The organism is Nocardiopsis yanglingensis (genome assembly GCF_045809185.1).
Classification (GTDB): Bacteria; Pseudomonadota; Gammaproteobacteria; order Xanthomonadales; family Xanthomonadaceae; genus Stenotrophomonas; species Stenotrophomonas yanglingensis.
Genome location: NZ_JBJNRH010000001.1, coordinates 447676 through 466332, shown reverse-complemented (window position 1 = coordinate 466332; position 18657 = coordinate 447676). Strand labels below are relative to the sequence as shown.

At 65.7% G+C, this 18657-nt stretch carries 14 protein-coding genes; 11 read left to right on the top strand and 3 right to left on the bottom strand.

The window, feature by feature from the left end; all coding sequences use genetic code 11:
- The first annotated feature begins 35 nt into the window (after nt 1-35).
- Nucleotides 36-824 carry an AraC family transcriptional regulator gene (locus ACJ7C5_RS02160; protein WP_412702933.1) on the top strand — a complete coding sequence of 263 codons (789 nt, stop codon included), beginning with the start codon at nt 36-38 and terminating at the stop codon, nt 822-824.
- A 116-nt stretch (nt 825-940) separates the two neighbouring features.
- Here the strand turns inward: ACJ7C5_RS02160 and ACJ7C5_RS02155 are convergent, their stop codons facing one another.
- The 3 genes from ACJ7C5_RS02155 to ACJ7C5_RS02145 are packed head-to-tail and all read right to left on the bottom strand — an operon-like array spanning nt 941 to nt 4362.
- Nucleotides 941-2575: a pseudouridine synthase gene (locus tag ACJ7C5_RS02155; RefSeq protein ID WP_197578428.1), complete on the bottom strand. Its 1635-nt coding sequence runs from the start codon at nt 2573-2575 to the stop codon at nt 941-943.
- Nucleotides 2568-3443, bottom strand: a complete 876-nt coding sequence (gene scpB / locus ACJ7C5_RS02150) for an SMC-Scp complex subunit ScpB (RefSeq protein ID WP_088026564.1) — start codon at nt 3441-3443, stop codon at nt 2568-2570. The genes ACJ7C5_RS02155 and scpB overlap by 8 nt, the downstream gene beginning before the upstream one ends.
- A gap of 13 nt (nt 3444-3456) precedes the next feature.
- Nucleotides 3457-4362: a segregation and condensation protein A gene (locus ACJ7C5_RS02145; protein WP_088026563.1), complete on the bottom strand. Its 906-nt coding sequence runs from the start codon at nt 4360-4362 to the stop codon at nt 3457-3459.
- Between the two features lie 368 nt (nt 4363-4730).
- On the opposite strand from ACJ7C5_RS02145, the gene ACJ7C5_RS02140 reads away from it, so the two are divergent.
- From ACJ7C5_RS02140 to ACJ7C5_RS02095, 10 genes are all read left to right on the top strand, one after another.
- Nucleotides 4731-5036 (top strand): YciI family protein, encoded by a 306-nt coding sequence (locus tag ACJ7C5_RS02140; protein WP_412702932.1) that lies wholly within the window; start codon nt 4731-4733, stop codon nt 5034-5036.
- A gap of 20 nt (nt 5037-5056) precedes the next feature.
- Nucleotides 5057-5308 carry a BolA family protein gene (locus ACJ7C5_RS02135; protein ID WP_088026562.1) on the top strand — a complete coding sequence of 84 codons (252 nt, stop codon included), beginning with the start codon at nt 5057-5059 and terminating at the stop codon, nt 5306-5308.
- A gap of 149 nt (nt 5309-5457) precedes the next feature.
- Nucleotides 5458-6495, top strand: coding sequence for a LacI family DNA-binding transcriptional regulator (locus ACJ7C5_RS02130; protein ID WP_032129774.1), 1038 nt, complete (start codon nt 5458-5460; stop codon nt 6493-6495).
- Nucleotides 6496-6574: 79 nt separating this feature from the next.
- Nucleotides 6575-9652: a TonB-dependent receptor gene (locus ACJ7C5_RS02125; RefSeq protein WP_412702931.1), complete on the top strand. Its 3078-nt coding sequence runs from the start codon at nt 6575-6577 to the stop codon at nt 9650-9652.
- A 250-nt stretch (nt 9653-9902) separates the two neighbouring features.
- Nucleotides 9903-11507 carry a glucoamylase family protein gene (locus tag ACJ7C5_RS02120; protein ID WP_088026560.1) on the top strand — a complete coding sequence of 535 codons (1605 nt, stop codon included), beginning with the start codon at nt 9903-9905 and terminating at the stop codon, nt 11505-11507.
- A complete protein-coding gene (locus ACJ7C5_RS02115) occupies nt 11476-12852 on the top strand; it encodes a sugar ABC transporter substrate-binding protein (RefSeq protein ID WP_412702930.1) in 1377 nt (458 codons plus the stop codon). Before ACJ7C5_RS02120 ends, ACJ7C5_RS02115 begins: the two co-directional genes overlap by 32 nt.
- Complete coding sequence (locus ACJ7C5_RS02110) at nt 12849-13730, top strand: carbohydrate ABC transporter permease (protein WP_125427280.1); 882 nt, start codon at nt 12849-12851, stop codon at nt 13728-13730. The genes ACJ7C5_RS02115 and ACJ7C5_RS02110 overlap by 4 nt, the downstream gene beginning before the upstream one ends.
- A complete protein-coding gene (locus ACJ7C5_RS02105; protein WP_006378064.1) occupies nt 13727-14563 on the top strand; it encodes a carbohydrate ABC transporter permease in 837 nt (278 codons plus the stop codon). Before ACJ7C5_RS02110 ends, ACJ7C5_RS02105 begins: the two co-directional genes overlap by 4 nt.
- Nucleotides 14560-17727, top strand: a complete 3168-nt coding sequence (locus ACJ7C5_RS02100; RefSeq protein ID WP_412702929.1) for a discoidin domain-containing protein — start codon at nt 14560-14562, stop codon at nt 17725-17727. The genes ACJ7C5_RS02105 and ACJ7C5_RS02100 overlap by 4 nt, the downstream gene beginning before the upstream one ends.
- Before the next feature lie 62 nt (nt 17728-17789).
- Entirely contained in the window at nt 17790-18617 is an 828-nt protein-coding gene (locus ACJ7C5_RS02095) for an endonuclease/exonuclease/phosphatase family protein (protein ID WP_412702928.1), read from the top strand.
- Nucleotides 18618-18657 lie beyond the last annotated feature (40 nt).

Genomic DNA, 18657 nt, shown 5'->3' with positions numbered 1-18657 from the left:
CTGTCTATCCTGTCATCAAATACATGAAATCAGACATGGCCTGGTTGCAGCCGGACGCGCACTTCGACGCCGATGCCTGGAGCGCTCCGGTGCTGGGGATCGCGGCCTCACTGGCGGATCACGATTCGGGTTGGCACCAGCACGCACGCGCGCAGCTGCTGTACACCCGACAGGGCTGTACGCGCCTGACCTATGGTGATCGCATCAGCCTGCTGCCGCCCGCGCGCGCCGCGTGGATTCCGGGTGGGCTGCGCCATCGTGCGCAGATGCGCCAGGCGGTCGATTACCGTTCGTTGTACTTCGACGCCAGCCTGTCGGCCCAGCTGCCCCGGCAGCCGGCGATCATCGGCGTAGGTCCGCTGCTGCAGGCCTTGCTGGAGCCGATCGCACAGGCACCGTTCGACCGTGACTGGCAGTCGCCGCGCGCGCACCATCAACTGGCGTTGTGCGTGCTGGAAATCGCCGCTGCACCGGTGGCACCGATGGACCTGCCTTTACCGCGTGATCCACGAATCACACGTTGTCTGCCGCCGGCCGAACAGCTGCCGCCCGAACTCGGGGAGCTGGCCGCGCGCACGGGCCTGAGCACGCGCACCGTCGGCCGGTTGATGCAACGCGATACCGGCATGAGCTATCAGGCCTGGCGCCAGCAGTGGCGCCTGATGCGGGCCATGGAGCTGCTGCTGCTCGGCCATCGCGTCGCGCATGTGGCCCAGGACACCGGCTTCTCCGCCGAGAGCCCGTTCATCGCCTTCTTCCGCGGCATGAACGGCACCACACCCGCCGCGTTCCAGCGCCACGCAAAAGGGGACGGAGGGGATTAAGTCGCTTTTGCCCCTTCGATGTACACCGTGGCAAAAACGACTTAATCCCCTCCGCCCCCTCTTTAAAGAAAAACCCCGGCCGGAGCCGGGGTTTTTCATTTCAGTCGGGTCGGTGATCAGCCGCCGCGCGGGCCGCTGCGGCGCGGGCCACCCGGACCGCGGTTGCCGCCGGGGCCACCCGGGCCACGGTTGCCACCCGGACCACCCGGGCCGCGGTTACCGCCCGGGCCACGGTTGCCACCGCCCGGACCGCGACTGCCCGGACGGGCGCCCTGCGCCGGCTTCGGGCTGCCATACGGGTTGAAGCCCGGGGTGGCGTGGTCGGACGGGAAGCTCGGGGCATTGCCCGGATGGCCGTACGGGTGCTTGTTGCCCTGGCCCTGCGAGCGGTTGCCCGCACCGGCCGGACGACCCTGGCCGCCTGCGCCGCCACGGCCTTCACCGCCGAAACCGCCACGGCCCTGGCCGCCACCGGCGCCAGCACCCGGACCCTTCGGCTTGCCGTATGGACGGCCCTGGCCGCCTGCGCCCGGACCACGAGCACCCGGGCCACGTGCGCCCGGACCGGCATTGCGATGTCCGCTCGGGCCGGTGCTCACGCCATCCGGCACGTACCAGGTGCGGAACGCGGCCGGGTTGCCTTCCGGCAGCGAACGGTCGTTCTTCTGGGCGCGCTGCTTGAACGGCTTCTGCGACTGCTTGGCCGCCGCTTCACCGCTGACCGTCAGGCCACCCTTGAAGCCGCCGCCCTTGCCACCGCGGCCACGGCCGCGGTCTTCGCGCACGTTGTCGAAGCGACGCAGCTCGCGGCCTTCGTCAGCGGTGTTGTGGCCGTTGACGTAGGCATTGCCACGGCCACCTTCGCGCACGCGCACGGTGGTCTTGGCGGCGCGGCGCTGGCCGATCACCGGCTGCAGGGTCAGTGCCGACGGCGCGCCTTCTTCCAGCTTCAGCTGCGCGCGCAGGGCTTCCACCTGCGTGGTGCCCAGTTCAACCGAATGGCCACGGGCCAGTTCGCGCGGCAGGCTCACCTTGCCATAGCGGGTGCGCTTCAGGCGGCTGACCTGGCAGCCCTGCGATTCCCACAGGCGGCGCACTTCGCGGTTGCGGCCTTCCTTCACCACGACGCGGAACCAGTCGTGCGAATCGGTGCCACCGATGCGTTCGATCTCGTCGAACTTGGCCGGGCCGTCTTCCAGTGCCACGCCACGGGTGAGGCGGTCGACGATGGCGTCGGAGACCTTTTCCTCGCCTTCCGGCGCACGCACGCGGACCACGTATTCGCGCTCGACCTCGAACGACGGGTGCATCATGGCGTTGGCCAGTTCACCGTCGGTGGTGGCCAGCAGCAGGCCGGTGGTGTTGATGTCCAGGCGGCCGATCGCGATCCAGCGCGCGCCCTTCAGCGGCGGCAGCGATTCGAACACGGTCGGGCGGCCTTCCGGATCATCGCGGGTGGTCACTTCGCCTTCCGGCTTGTTGTAGACCAGCACGCGCGACGGCTCGGCCAGGGCGGTGGCGACGAAGCCGCGGCCGTCCAGCTCGATCTTGTCGCCGCTCTTGACCGACATGCCGGTCTGCGCGACTTCACCGTTGACCTTGACCAGGCCTTCGGCGATGCGCTGTTCCAGCGCGCGGCGCGAGCCGAGGCCGGCCTGGGCCAGTACCTTGTGCAGGCGCTCTTCCAGCTTGAACTGTTCGGAGGTGGCTTCGCGCTTCAGCGAGAGCTTGTTACGGGGGGTGTCACTCATCAGTTTTGCTCCGGCCGACGGTTTCGAGGTCGGCCTCTGGTTCGGAATCGGCTTGGTCAACAGCCACGGTCGTCATCGCGACGGCGTTGTCTTCGCGTTCGTTCACTGGCACCGCGCGCTCGCCCGGCGCGGAATCGGGGTGCCCATCATCGAGGGGCGAAGGTGCTTGCTCATCGGAGGCCGATGCAGGGGCTGCATCGGCGGAATCGGGGGTGTCACTGCCGGCCAGGCCGGCGTCATCGTTCGCGGCAGCGCCTTCGTCGCCGGCCGAGATGTCAGGGCCATCGGCACTCGCCGCCGCAGGTGCATCGCGGTCCAGGGACAGCTGCGGTTCCAGCTCGCCCAGGTCCTTCAGTTCCGACAGTGGCGGCAGCTCATCCAACCGCTTCAGGCCGAAATAATCCAGAAAGCCCTTGGTGGTGCCAAACAGCGCCGGCTTGCCGGGCACATCGCGGTGGCCGACCACGCGGATCCATTCGCGTTCTTCCAGCGCCTGGATGATGTTGCTGCTGACCGCCACGCCGCGCACCTGTTCGATCTCGCCGCGGGTGATCGGTTGCCGGTAGGCGATCAGCGCCAGGGTTTCCAGGGTGGCGCGGGTGTAACGGGTCTTGCGTTCGGTCCACAGCCGGCTGATCCAGCCATGCACTTCGCCGGTGACCTGGTAGCGGAAGCCGGAGGCGACCTCGACCAGTTCCACGCCGCGCCCTTCGCAGGCTTCGCGCAGCCGTTCCAGTGCGCGTTCGATGCTGCCCGGCGGTGCCGGTTCCTCTTCCGGGAACAGGTCTTTCAGCTGGGCCAGGGTGAGCGGCTGGCTGGAGGCCAGCAGGGCACCCTCGACAATGCGGTTGATCAGCAATTGATCCATCGGCAGTCAGCGCTCACTCGTCTGCATTGGCGGCGTCGTTGTCGTCGAACTCGCTGCTGAACTGCAGCGGGGCATTGGTGTTGCCGGCGGCCAGCGATTTGACGTAGATCGGCGCCAGCGGTTCTTCCTGGACGATGTCCAGCAGCTGTTCCTTGGCCAGTTCCAGCACCGCCAGGAACGTGACCAGCACGCCCAGCTTGCCTTCTTCCGCCGTGAACAACCCTTCAAAACGATAGAACTTGCCATCTTCCAGGCGTCCCAGCACTTCGCCCATGCGTTGCCGCACGCTCAGTGCCTCACGCTTGATGGCGTGACCGCTGAACAGCTCGGCGCGCTTGAGCACGTCGTGCAGGGCCAGCAGCATCTCCTTCAGGTCCACCGGCGGCGGCAGCTTCACCGCAGCGCGTTCGGGCATGAAGGCGTGGGCCAGGCTGGTGTCGCGGTCCTGGCGGGGCAGGGCGTCGATGTCCTCGGCGGCCTGCTTGAAGCGTTCGTACTCCTGCAGCCGGCGCACCAGCTCGGCGCGCGGGTCGGCCTCATCGCCTTCCTCGCTGACCGGGCGCGGCAGCAGCATGCGCGACTTCACCTCGGCCAGGATCGCCGCCATCACCAGGTACTCGGCGGCCAGTTCGAAGCGCAGCTCGCGCATCACGGTGATGTATTCCACGTACTGCCGGGTGATCTCGGCGACGGGAATGTCCAGTACATCCAGGTTCTGGCGGCGGATCAGGTACAGCAGCAGGTCCAGCGGGCCTTCGAAGGCATCCAGGATGACTTCCAGCGCGTCCGGCGGAATGTACAGGTCCTGCGGAATCTGCAGGACCGGTTGCCCATGCACCACGGCCAGCGGCATTTCCTGCTGCTGTGGGGCGGGCGGCCGGGTTGGCGGGTTCGCGTCGAGCGCGAGTTCGGAAGTCATCTAATGGACATCAGGATTGCAACGGACCAGTCGCGGCACCGGGTTCGCCGGGCCAACGCCACGGAGCCCCAGGGCACCAGACACGCCGGGATCGGCGCGATTCCACACATATCAAACAGCAGGACGCGCCGCAGGAAACGGCAGCGACGGAACTACGGGGAGGTCGTCTACGTGGCCCGGCCAGGTGGACCGGTTTGAAGCAGCGGGACGGTCGTCGGGGGCTGCGTTGGCCGCAAAAACCGACGGGCTGCTGCATCCAGCCACGTGCAATGGAGTCTAGGGTAAGCCTTTGTCGCGCCAGTGTCCAGCGGGCCGGGGCAGGGGCCGCATTGGCTAGAATCTGCGGACCCGACAACGCAAGCGAGGAAATGCCGGTGTGGTATGTGATCGAAGGGTATGACGGCCAGGATGTGCTGGCGCAGCGGCTGCAGGCGCGGCCTGAACACCTGGCGCGGCTGCACGCGCTGCGCGACGAGGGACGTCTGCTGCTGGCCGGCCCATGCCCGGCGGTGGACAGTGACGACCCGGGCCCGGCCGGTTTCAGTGGTTCGGTGGTGATCGCGCAGTTCGAGTCGCTGCCGCAGGCCCAGGCCTGGGCCGACACCGACCCGTACGTGGCGGCCGGCGTCTACACCCATGTGCAGGTGCGACCGTTCCGCAAGGTGTTGCCGTGAACGCGGAACGGATCTCACGAATGCGTGATGCGCTGCAGCATGCACTGGCGCCGAGCGTGCTCGAGATCGAAGACGACAGCCATCGCCACGCCGGCCATGCCGGTGCGCGCGATGGTCGCGGCCATTTCAACGTGCATGTGGTCAGTGAACGCTTCGCCGGACTGGGCCCGCTGGCCCGGCATCGCGCGGTGTACGCCGCGCTGGGGGAGATGATGGAGACCGATATCCACGCGTTGTCCATCCGCGCGCAGACCCCGTCAGAACAGGGCTGAGCCCTTGTCCCACGCTGTCCTGGCGGGTCCCTGCGGGGGCTCGCTGCAGACAGATTTCCATGTCCATTTCGGGACATTCGCCTAACGGACTGTTTACAAGCCCAGATGGAAACGCTTACATTCCGCGCCAATGCTGGTAGGTCCAAGCCGTGGAGGGCGGCTTCGTGAACAAGGCAGCTATCACAATCAAAGACGTCGCTCGCGAAGCCCGGGTCTCCGTGGCCACGGTTTCCCGCGCGCTCAACGGGCATGAAAATGTCGCCGAACCGGTCCGCCAGCTTGTGCTGGAGGTGGCCGCACGGCTGCGTTACACCCCGCACGCCGCCGCCCGCAGCCTGAGCAGTCGCCGCACCAATACGGTGGGCGTGGTGCTGCCGGACCTGTACGGTGAATTCTTCTCCGAGCTGATGCGTGGCATCGACAACGTCGCCCGTAGCCGTCGCCAGCACCTGCTGGTGTCCAGCTACCACGGTGACCAGGAGCAGCAGGGCGCGGCCCTGCGCGCCATGCGCGGCCGCGTCGACGGCCTGCTGGTGCTCTCGCCCTATGCCGAGAGCCCCGGTTTCCTGACCGACAACCTGCCGCAGTCGTTGCCGACGGTGTTGATCAACACCTATCTGCCCGGGCAGGACCACCCGGTGCTGAGCATCGACGACCATGCCGGTGCGATGGCGATGACCCGCCATCTGCTCGACGCGGGCCACCGTCGCATCGCTTTCATTTCTGGCCCGGATCTCAACTTCGACGCGCGCGAGCGCCTGCGCGGCTTCCGTGACGCGCTGGCGGCTTTTGGCGGTGGCGCCGAGGGCATCGAGCTGCCCGGTGATTTCGACGAAGCTTCCGGCCATCGCGCCGGTCAGGAGTTGCTGGCAGCCGGAGCGCTGCCTGATGCCGTGTTCGCCGCCAACGACATGATGGCCCTGGGATGCCTGTATGCATTCACGCAGGCCGGTGTCCGTGTTCCGACCGATGTCGCCCTGGCGGGCTTCGATGACATTCCACTGGCGCGTTTCGTCCACCCCTCGCTGACGACCATGCAGGTCAGCATCGCCGAGCTCGGCGACCGGGCCATGACGCGCCTGCTGCAGTTGATGGACGGCACCTCCACGGACGGGACAGGGGACAAGCAGACCCTGGTTCCCCGCTTGATAGTTCGCGATTCCACCACTCCGCCATCGGGCCATTGAAGCCAGAGGCGTTCCTTCTTTTTTGATTGATCGCAGGGACCGCGCAAGCGGTCACCGCCACCCGGAGATTGAGTTGATGATGCACACCACCTTCCGCACGCCGGCGCGCCGGCTGCTGAGCACCGCACTGGTCAGCTGCCTGATGCTGGCCGCCGCTCCGAACGTCATGGCGCAGTCGGCCAATGCCAGCCTGCGCGGCCAGGTATCCGGCGCCCAGGCCGGCGCCGAAGTGACCGCCACCAACGTCGCCACCGGCACCGTCCGTCGCGGTACCGTGCGTGCCGACGGCAGCTACTCGCTGATGGGCCTGGACCCGGGCACCTATGACGTGGTCGCCAACGGCCAGACCCAGAAGGTCACCGTCACCGTGGCCTCGACCGCTACGCTGAACTTTGCCGGCGCCGCCAGCAGCACGCCGGGTACGACCGCAGCCACCAACCTGGACACCGTCAACGTCGTCGCGCCGACCCTGCTGCAGGAAGTGCGTACTTCGGAAGTCGGCAAGACCGTCAGCCTGCAGCAGATCCAGACCACCCCGCAGGTCTCGCGCAACTTCCTGGAGTTCGCCGACGCGGTGCCGGGCATGATCTTCACCCGCGATGCCAAGGGCAACACCTCGCTGCGCGGTGGTGCCACCAACGCTGACGGCACCAACGTCTACATCGACGGTGTGGGCCAGAAGAGCTACGTGAAGGGCGGCGGCATCTCCGGCCAGTCCGGCAGCGCCGGCAACCCGTTCCCGCAGCTGGCCATCGGTGAATACAAGGTCATCAGCGGCAACTACAAGGCCGAGTACGGCCAGGTCTCCAGCGCCGCGATCACCGCCGCGACCAAGTCGGGTACCAACGAGTTCAAGGGTGAGACCTTCTACCGTTATACCAACGAAAGCATGCGTGCGATGACCCCGGCCGAACGCCAGCCGGGCAAGCGCAAGGAAGACTCGGCCGAGAAGGAATACGGCTTCGCGCTGGGTGGCCCGATCATCAAGGACAAGGCCCACTTCTTCGTCACCTATGAAGCCAAGCGCTTCGATCTGCCGGTGACCATCGCGCCGGACGGTGCGGTGACTGCATCGGCCGCCAATCTGCCCGCTGACGGTGCCGCCGGCCTGGGCCCGGCCAGCCAGCCGTTCCAGCAGGACCTGATCTTCGCCAAGATCGATTTCGAGCCGACCGACAACGATCGCATCGAACTGACCTTCCAGGACCGCGACGAGAACCAGCAGCAGTTCAGCGGCCAGACCGCCAAGGTGCACGGCAAGGTGGTGGACAACACCGACCGTCGCTATGCCCTGCGTTGGAACCACAGCGGCGAGCGCTTCTACAACGAGTTGATGGTCACCCATGAAGAGGCGTTCAACAATCCGCTGCCGTTGAACTACGGCAACGGCATCATCTACACCGCGCCTGACTTTGGTGACAAGAACCGGAACACCCCGCAGGAAAAGACCCTCGTCCAGATCGGTGCAGCCGATGCGTTCGCCTCGCAGGTAAAGGGCCAGAAGGGTTGGGCGATCGAAGACAACCTGACTCTGGATGGCCTGCAGTGGGCCGGCGACCACACCGTCAAGATGGGTGCCAAGTACAAGCAGATCGATCTGTACGCCTCCGACGCGGCGCAGATCAATCCGCAGTTCTTCTACACCATCGACAACCCTGCCTTCTCGTCCGGTACCCCTTACAAGGCGCAGTTCACCAAGGCCAGCACCGGTGTCACCGGCGTGCAGTCTGAAGTGCGCGCCAAGGTCAAGCAGATCGGCCTGTTCATCCAGGACGACTGGCAGGTCAATGACCACCTGCAGCTGAACATCGGCCTGCGCTGGGATTACGAAAAGAACCCGGTCTATACCGATTTCGTGACCCCACCGGAGGTTGTGAACGCATTGTTCTCGCAGGACAAGCATGCGCCTCCGGGTCAGACCTATGCGCAGACGCTGGCGCTCAGTGGTTTGAACGTCAACGACTACATCAGCACCGGTCACAATCGCAAGAATTTCAAGAATGCATGGCAGCCGCGCCTGGGCTTCTCGTATGACGTCAACGCCGACGAGCAGCACGTGTTCCATGGTGGCGCCGGCCGGTCCTATGATCGCGACCTGTTCGACAACCTCGCGCTGGAGACCACCAAGCTGGCACTGCCGCAGCCGACCGTGTTCTTCCGCAACCCGACCACCGGCAGCTGCATGTACGGGCAGACCCCGTGCTTTGACTGGAACCCGAACCTGCTGAACGGCATCGAGAACGTGCAGGCACTGCTGGGCGCCACCAGCAATGAAGGCATGGAAGTCGACCTGCTGAACAACAACATGAAGGTGCCGTACGCCGACCAGTTCAGCCTCGGTATGAGCAATCAGTTCGGCGAGTGGCTGACTGACGCCACCATTTCGCGCACGCTGACCTACGATGGCTTCGCCTACACGCTGGGCAATCGCTTCAACAACGGCAATTTCTTCGACAACCAGATGCTGTGCGGTGCTGAAGAACCGACCTATGGTCAGCCGTGGGGCTGCAACATTCCGGGCTTCGGCAGCCTGATCATCGGCCAGCAGGGCATCAAGACCCGCGCCACCCAGATCCTGCTGTCGGCGCAGAAGCCGTACAGCAAGGAAAGCGGCTGGGGCACCTCGATCGCCTATACCTGGACCAATGCCCGCCACAACCGCAACATCAACGAGCACTATTCGTTCGATCGCGGCACCATCGGTGAGTACCCGACCATCAAGTCCAACGGCGCGCCGCGCCACCGCCTGGTGGTCACCGGTTCGTACGATGGCATCTGGGGCATCACGTTCGGCGGCAAGCTGACCCTGGCCACGCCGACCCCGGGCAACGACTGGTCCTGCATCGCCCAGGCCGGCAATTCCAACTGCCTGCCGACCCCGGCTGCCGGCACGCCGTCGGGCAATGGTCACTTCCTGCTTGGCGGCAAGATCTTCGGCTACCGCTCGCTCGACCTGCAGGCGACCAAGACCTTCAAGCTGGCCGGCGATACCGAGCTGTATGCGCGTATCGACATCATCAACGTGCTCAACTTCGACAACTTCTCGAACCTGAACTACGTGAAGAGCGATGGCAAGCTGCTGGTCAGCTACAACGAGACCGGCGACATCATCGGTACGCCGCGCCAGGTCAAGGCGGAGGTCGGCTTCCGCTTCTAAGCGGAACCGCCCGATGCAGTACCCCGATGCCGCTGCTCCGTCGGCGGCATCGGGCGCGTGAAAACGGCAATGGCCGGCCCCGTGCCGGTCCATTGCCCATGCCGCTGCCGGCCAGAGGGCAGCGGCATGGGCAATGATCGCGGTGTCAAACCACGTTTTTCGTGGTTTTTTCAGAGCAGACCTTGTAAACGATTTCAGATCATTGGACGGTATGCTTTCCCATCGATCAGACCACCGGAGGAATCGCGCCATGCAGGCACGCCATCTGTTGTCCGCCGCGGCGTTGAGCCTGGCCGTTGCTGCCTGCCAGCCGGCCCAGCAGGAGCCTGCCAAGCCGCGGCCGCCGGTGATCCTGATCGAGGCCGATGCACCGCCGCGGCCGATGAAACCGGAACTGCCGCCGCTGTTCGATGACATCGAACGCCGCACCTTCCAGTTCTTCTGGGACACCACCAACGAGATCAATGGCCTGACCCCGGACCGCTATCCGTCGCGGCCGTTCGCCAGCATCGCCTCGGTCGGCTTCGCGCTGACCGCGTACCCGATCGGCATCGAGAACGGCTGGGTCAGCCGCAACCAGGCGATTGACCGCACCCTGACCACGCTGAAGTTCTTCCGCGACGTGCCGATGGGCCCGCAGCGCACCGGCAAGGCCGGCTACAAGGGCTTCTACTACCACTTCCTGGACATGCAGGAAGGCCGCCGCTACGACAGCTGGGTCGAACTGTCCTCGGTGGATACCGCGCTGCTGATGATGGGCGTGCTGTTCGCGCAGTCGTACTACGACGGCGACGATCCGCGCGAGAAGGAGATCCGTCAGATCGCGGACACCCTGTACAAGAAGGTCGACTGGCCGTGGTTGCAGCAGCGTGCGCCGCTGATCTCGATGGGCTGGTTCCCGGAGAGCGGCTTCATCGACCACGACTGGATGGGCTACAACGAGGCGATGATGGTCTACATCCTCGCCCTGGGCTCGCCGACGCACCCGGTCAGCCCGGATGCGTGGACCGTGTGGACGCGTACCTACGACAACGACTGGGGTGTCTACCAGGGTCAGGAATACCTGTCCTTCGGCCCGCTGTTCGGCCACCAGTACAGCCACGTCTGGATCGACTTCCGCGACATCCAGGACGCGTACATGCGTGAGCGCGGCAGCACTTATTTCCTCAACAGCCGCTCGGCCGCGCTGGCCCAGCGCGAATACGCCATCGCCAACCCGATGCAGTGGAAGGAGTACGGCGAGAACGTGTGGGGTTTGACCGCCAGCGACGGACCGCAGAACACCACCCAGGACTATCGCGGCGAGCAGCGCCAGTTCCGCCATTACTCCTCGCGCGGCGCGGGCCTGCGCGAGAACTTCGACGACGGCACCATCGCTCCCACCGCCGCGATCGCGTCGGTGGTGTTCGCCCCCGAGCAGGTGATCCCGGCCACGCTGGAGATGCACAAGCGCTTTGGCGACTACATCTATTCCAGCTACGGCTTCCTGGATTCGTTCAACCCCAGCTTCAACTACGACATCCCGATCAAGACCGGCCGCCTGGTGCCGGATCGCGGTTGGGTCGCCAGCGACTACATCGCCATCGACCAGGGCCCGATCCTGACCATGATCGCCAACTACCGGAATGATTTCGTGTGGGAAGTGATGAAGAAGAATCCGTACATCCGCAAGGGACTGGAGCGGGCCGGGTTCAGTGGTGGCTGGCTGGCGCCGGAAGGCTCGTTCCAGCCGCTGGAACTGCAGAAAGACGAAAAGGCCGCGGCGGCACGCGCGGTGGGTATCGCCGAATCACGCGCGGCTGCCGCGCAGGAACAGAAGAACAATGCCAACCGCACCACAGGCCAGGGCAAGTAACCCGATGCCGAACTGGATCGACCGCCTGCGCCGCTGGGCGCTGCCTGCCCTGGCCGCACTGGCCGTGGCCGGCTGCGCCCGCACCGAGCCGGGCACCACCACCGTGCGCTTCTGGGCGATGGGCCGCGAAGCAGAGGTGGTCAGCGAGCTGATCCACGAATTCGAGGCCGAGAACCCGGGCATCAAGGTGGATGTACAGAACATCCCATGGACCGCCGCGCACGAGAAGCTGCTGACCGCATTCGCCGCCGACGGTCTGCCAGACGTGTGCCAGCTCGGCAACACCTGGGTGCCGGAGTTCGCCGAGCTGGATGCGCTGACCCCGCTGCAGCCATTCGTGCAGCATTCGTCGGTGGTCGACCCGAAGGACTACTTCCAGGGTATCTGGGATACCAACGTGATCCATGGCGAGCTGGTGGGCGTGCCCTGGTACGTCGATACCCGCCTGATCTTCTACCGCAAGGACCTGCTGGCCAAGGCCGGCTTCGACCATCCGCCGCGTACGTGGGCCGAGTGGGACGAGCAGATGGCGGCGATCAAGAAGATGCAGGGCCCGAACCGCTACGCGGTGCTGATGCCGATCAACGAGTTCGAGCAGCAGCTGTCGCTGGCCCTGCAGCAGCCCGACCCGCTGCTGCGCGACGAGGACACCCGCGGTAATTTCTCCAGCCCCGGTTTCCGTCGCACCCTGGCCTTCTACGCCAACATGTTCGAGCAGGGCTGGGCGCCGAAGATGTCCGAGACGCAGATCTCCAACGTCTGGGATGAGTTCTTCCGCGGCTTCAATGTGTTCTACATTTCCGGCCCCTGGAACATCCGCGAGTTCAAGAAGCTGCAGCCCAAGGAGCTGGAAGGGCAGTGGGGCACGGCCGCGCTGCCGGGTCCGGACGGTCCGGGCGCCGGCATCGCCGGAGGCACCAGCCTGGTGATCTTCCGCAAGTCGCAGCAGAAGGAAGCCTCCTGGAAGCTGATCGAGTTCCTGTCGCGCCCGGAAATCCAGGCGCGCTTCCATTCCATCATCGGTGACCTGCCGCCGCGTCGCAGCACCTGGAACGCACCGTCGCTGGCCAACGATCCGCTGGCGGCTGCGTTCCGTGACCAGCTGGAGCGGGTCAAGCCGACGCCGAAGGTGCTTGAGTGGGAGCGCATCGTGCAGGAAATGCGCATCGTCACCGAGAAGGTAGTGCGTGGTGGCCTGGCGCAGGACAAGGCCGTGGAAGAGCTGGACCAGCGCGTGGACAAGGTGCTGGCCAAGCGCCGCTGGATGCATGAACAACAACGCCTGCAGCAGCGCGTGCCGTCGCCGCAATCGAGCAGTGCCGTGGCCGCCGGGAGCGTGCAATGAAACGTACTTCACTTGCCGGCTGGATCTTTGCCGGCCCCTCGCTGATCGTGCTGGGCATGTTCTTCGGCCTGCCGGTGGCTTCGGCGCTGGCGCTGAGCGTGACCGACTTCGACCTGTATGCCCTGGCTGACAGCAGCAACCTGCGCTTCGTCGGTCTGGGCAACTACATCGACCTGCTGCAGACGCCGATGTTCTGGAAGTCGCTGTGGAACACCACGTACTTCGTGTTGATCGGCGTGCCGTTGTCGATCGCCGTGTCGCTGGGCGCGGCGATGCTGCTGAATGCACCGGCCGCCCGCTTCAAGGCGCTGTTCCGCACCGCACTGTTCGCGCCGGTGGTGACCACGCTGGTGGCGGTGGCGGTGATCTGGCGCTACCTGTTCCATACCAGTTACGGTCTGGTGAACTACGGTCTGGGCCACCTGGGCATCAGTCCGATCGACTGGCTGGGTGATCCCAACTGGGCGATGCCGACCATCATGCTGTTCGCGGTGTGGAAGAACTTCGGCTACAACATGGTGATCTTCCTGGCGGGCCTGCAGGCGATCCCGCATGACCTGTACGAGGCCGCCCGCATCGACGGTGCCTCGCGCTGGAAGCAGTTTCTGCACATCACCCTGCCGATGCTCGGCCCGGTGTTGCTGGTGGTCGGCGTGATCACCGTGTCCGGCTACTTCCAGCTGTTCGCCGAACCCTATGTGATGACCCGCGGCGACCCACTGCAGAGCACCGTCAGCGTGCTGTATTTCATGTTCGAGGAAGGCTTCAAGTGGTGGAACCTGGGACGCGCCTCCGCGGTGGCGTTCCTGCTGTTCCTGATCATCCTGGCGGTGACCACCGTGATGCTGCGTTTCGGCCGCAAGAGGCAGTTGGTATGAGTCGTGAAATCGGCCAGTCGCGCTGGTATCCATGGTTGATCAATGGTGCGTTGCTGGTGCTGGCCCTGGTCAGCCTGGCACCGCTGCTGTGGATGCTCTCGGTCTCGTTCATGCCGCAGGGCGAGGCGACCCACTTCCCGCCGCCGCTGCTGCCATCGAGCATCACCACGCGCAACTACCATGAGTTGTTCGCGCGCACCGGCATGGGCGGCAACTTCGCCAACAGCCTGCTGGTGTCGGTCGGCATTACCCTGGGGTCGCTGCTGCTCAACACGATGGCCGGCTACGCCTTCGCCAAGCTGAATTTCGTCGGCCGCGAGCGCCTGTTCCAGGTCCTGATGGCGGCGCTGGTGATCCCTGCGCAGGTGGCGATGCTGCCGTTGTTCCTGCTGATGAAGCAGCTGGGCCTGGTCAACAGCTTCGGCGGCGTGATCGTGCCGGCGCTGGCCAGCGTGTTCGGCATCTTCCTGGTGCGCCAGTACGCGCGTTCGATTCCGGACGAACTGCTGGAAGCGGCGCGCATCGACGGGGCGGGGGAGCTGCGCATCTTCTTCCAGATCGTGCTGCCGATGCTCAAGCCGGTGCTGGTGACCCTGGCGATCTTCACCTTCATGGGCGCATGGAACGATTTCATGTGGCCGTTGATCGTGTTGACCGATCAGGAGCACTACACTTTGCCGGTGGCGCTGGCCACCCTCTCGCGCGAGCACATCATGGACGTGGAAATGATGATGGCCGGCGCGGTGGTCACCGTGGTTCCGGTGCTGGCGCTGTTCCTGGTGCTGCAGCGGTACTACATCCAAGGTCTGTTGTTGGGGAGCGTCAAAGGATGAAGCGAGCGATCGCCGTTGGACTGGGCCTGTTGTGGACCTCCCTGGCGATCGCCGCACCTCCGGCGCTGCCGGCACCGAAGGTGCTGGACGATTTCGACGACATTGGCGCCTGGAAGCTGGTGCTGTCCGACCAGGTCAGTGGTTCTCTGCGACCGGTCAGTGGCGCTGGCGGCGGCCGCGCGCTGTGCCTGGACTATGACTTCCACGATGTTTCCGGCTACGTCGGCATCCGCCGCGCGCTGAACATCGAATACCCGGTCAATTACCGCTTCGGGTTCCAGCTGCGTGGTGATTCGCCGGGCAACGACCTGCAGTTCAAGCTGATCGATGCCAGCGGCGACAACGTCTGGTGGGTCAATCGTCCCGGCTACAGTTTCCCCAAGGGGTGGACGCCGGTCGAATATCGCCGCCGCCAGATCGACAAGGCGTGGGGGCCCTCGCCCGAGAAGGAGATGGCGCGCAGCGCCGCGGTCGAGTTCACGATCTACAGCAAGGTCGGCGGCCGCGGTACCGTGTGCTTCGACAAGCTGACCCTGCAGGGATTGCCGCCGCAGGATGATTCGGCGCTGGTGCCGTCGGTGATCGCTGATACCGCCACCGCGCTGCAGGACCGCATGATCGACGGCAAGAGCGATACGTTCTGGATCAGTGGCGGGGTCAAGCAGCAGACCATCAGCCTGGATCTGCACAAGAGCCGCGAGATCGGCGGTGCGGTGATCGACTGGCTGCCGAACCTGGAGGCGCGCCGCTACACCGTGCGGACTTCGGAGGATGGTCGTGACTGGCGCACCGTGCGTGAAGTCACCAGTGGTGCCGGTGGGCGTGACTGGCTGGCCCTGCCGGACACCGATGCGCGCTACGTGCGCTTCGATCTGCAGGATGGCCCGAACTGGCGCTACGGCATCCGTGACATCGCGCTCAAGCCGCTGGCCTTCGCGGCCACGCCGAACGCGTTCCTGTCCTCGGTGGCCGCCGACCTGCCGCGCGGTTCGCTGCCGCGCGCCTATGTGGGCGAGCAGCCCTACTGGACCCTGCTCGGCCTTGATGGCGGCCAGGAACAGGCGTTGATCAGTGAGGACGGCGCACTGGAGCCGGCCAAGGGCAGCTTCAGCATCGAACCATTCATCCGCCTCGACGGCAAGCTGCTGGACTGGTCCAAGGTGGCCATCACACAGTCGCTGCAGGATCACTACCTGCCGATCGCCAACGTCGACTGGGTGCATGAGAAGGTCGGCCTGGCGGTGACCAGCTTCGTGCAGGGCACGCCGGAGCGCGCGCAGCTGATCGGCCGTTACCGGCTGAGCAATCCGGACAAGGTCGCACACGAGTACACGCTGGCACTGGCGATCCGGCCGTGGCAGGTCAACCCGCCCACCCAGTTCCTCAACACCGTCGGTGGCTTCAGCCGCATCGATGCGCTGGACGTGGGCGAGCAGCTGGTGCGGGTCAACGGTGAGCCGCGTATCTACCCACTGCAGGTGCCGGACGCGCGCTTTGCCAGTACGTTCGACGGCAAGCTCGATGCGATGCATCTGGAAAGCGGCACGTACCCGGCGACCACGGCGGTGAAGGACAGTACCGGCATGGCGTCGGGTGCGCTGATGTACACGATCAAGCTGGAGCCCGGGCAGAGCCGTGAAGTGGCGGTGGTGCTGCCACAGACCGGTGGCTGGGCGCCGCAGGCGCTGGACGTGGCCAAGGCGCAGGCGCAGGTGGCCGAGCAATGGCGGCAGAAGCTGGGCGTGGTCTCGCTGCAGGTGCCGGCTGCGGGCCAGGCGCTGGTCGATACCCTGCGCACCGCGGTCGCGCACATGCTGATTTCGCGCGTGGGGCCGCGCCTGCAGCCGGGTACGCGTTCGTATGCGCGCAGCTGGATCCGCGATGGCGCGATGATCTCTGAGGGGCTGCTGCGCATGGGCCGCAGCGATGCCGTGCGCGATTACATCAACTGGTATGCGCCCTACCAGTTCGAGAACGGCAAGGTGCCATGCTGTGTCGACGCACGTGGTAGCGACCCGGTGCCGGAGAACGACAGCCATGGCGAGCTGATCTACAGCATCGCCGAGTATGGGCGCTATACCGGCGACAGCACCTTCGTCGAGCTGATGTGGCCGCACGTGCAGGGCGCCTACAGCTACATGGAGCAGTTGCGTGCCAGCGAACGCACCGAGGAGAACCGCGCGCGCAACCCGGCCTTCTACGGCATGATGCCGGCCTCGATCAGCCACGAAGGCTATTCGGCCAAGCCGATGCATTCGTACTGGGACAACTTCTGGGCACTGCGTGGCTACAAGGATGCAGCGCTGCTGGCGACCCAGCTGGGCAAGGTCGAGGCGATGCAGATCGCCGAATCGCGCGACCAGTTCCGCGATGACCTGCAGGCCTCGTTGCTGTTGGCGATGCAGCAGCACAACATCGACTACCTGCCGGGCTCGGCCGAGCTGGGCGACTTCGACGCGACCTCGACCACCATCGCGCTGGCCCCGGGCGGCGAACAGGATCGCCTGCCGCAGCAGGCGCTGGGTGCGACCTTCGAGCGCTACTGGAAGGAGTTCGTGGCGCGTCGCGACGGCAAGCGCGAGTGGAAGGACTACACGCCCTACGAATGGCGCAACGTGGCTGCGTTCGTGCGCCTGGGCTGGCGCGACCGCGCCTGGCAGGCCACCGAGTTCTTCTTCAAGGATCGCGCACCGCAGGCCTGGAACCAGTGGGCCGAGGTGGTTTCGCGCACGCCACGCAAACCGTTCTTCGTCGGTGACCTGCCGCATGCCTGGGTGGCTTCGGACTTCGTGCGCTCGGCGCTGGACATGTTCGCCTATAACCGCGACATGGACGATGCGCTGGTGCTGGCCGCCGGCGTACCGACCGCATGGCTGCAGGGCGAGGGCATCGCCGTGCAGGGCCTGCGTACGCCGCAGGGCCAGCTCAACTACCGCCTGCAGCGCAGCGACAAGCAGCTGGTGCTGGAGGTGCAGCCGGGCCTGGTGCCGCCGGTGGGGGGCGTGGTGCTGCCATGGCCGTACGCGGGTGATCCGGGCGAGGCGACGGTCAACGGCGAAGCCGCCGAGTGGATCAACAAGGAACTGCACGTGCACCAGCTGCCGGCGCGGATCGAGATCGACGTGCCGAGCGCGGTGCGCCGCGCCGAGCGCAAGGGACAGTAGCGATGAAGCAGCAGGGGGCGAGGGTGCGCACATCGGTGCGGGCCCTGGGGCTGGCAATTGCCTTGGCATTGCCGGGCGTGATGATGGCGGCCGAACCGGCTGCCACGACTGCGGCGGCCGACGTTGCCAGTGCGCCGGGCATGAGCATGGTCACCTTCAACCTGCATCATGACCGCGAAGACTGGCCGAGCCGGCGCCGCACCATCCTGGCCGAGCTAAAGCGCCTGCAGCCGGATGCGGTTGCCCTGCAGGAGGTGATCCAGCGCCGCAACGTGCGCAACCAGGCGCAATGGCTGGCCGGCCAACTCGGCTACAGGTACGTGTTCGTGTCCACCGACCCGGTGGGCGCACCGAAGCGCTACGGCAATGCGCTGCTGACCCGGCGGCCGATCCTCGGCCAGGGGGAACATCTGCTGCAGCCGTTGGACGACTACCGCACGGTGGCTCACCTGCGCATCGACGTCGACGGCACGCCGGTGAACGTCTATGCCACGCATCTGAACGAGCGCAACGACGCGAGTGGTCAGCGCATCCGCCGCACCCAGGTCGAGGACCTGCTGCGCTTCATCACTGCAACTTCGGCCGGTGCACCGGTGGTGATCGCCGGCGATTTCAATGCGCTGGTGGACGCCGGCGACCTGAGCGAGCTGCGCAGTCACTACGGCGACAGCTACGGCAGCGTGCACGTCAGCACCGACCTGGCCGGGGTCAGTACGCTCAATCGTCATTACTACCAGGCGCCTTCGCGGATCGACCACATCTTCTTCCAGCAGGACGAGATGGTCGCGCGCGAGGCGAAGCTGCTGTTTGACCAGCCCGACGACAGCGGTCGCTGGGCATCCGATCACTACGGCGTGTGGACCCGGTTGCAGTTCGCACCGGCGCGCTGATGTCCTGGTAGCTGCCAACCTTGGTTGGCACGGGCGTGTC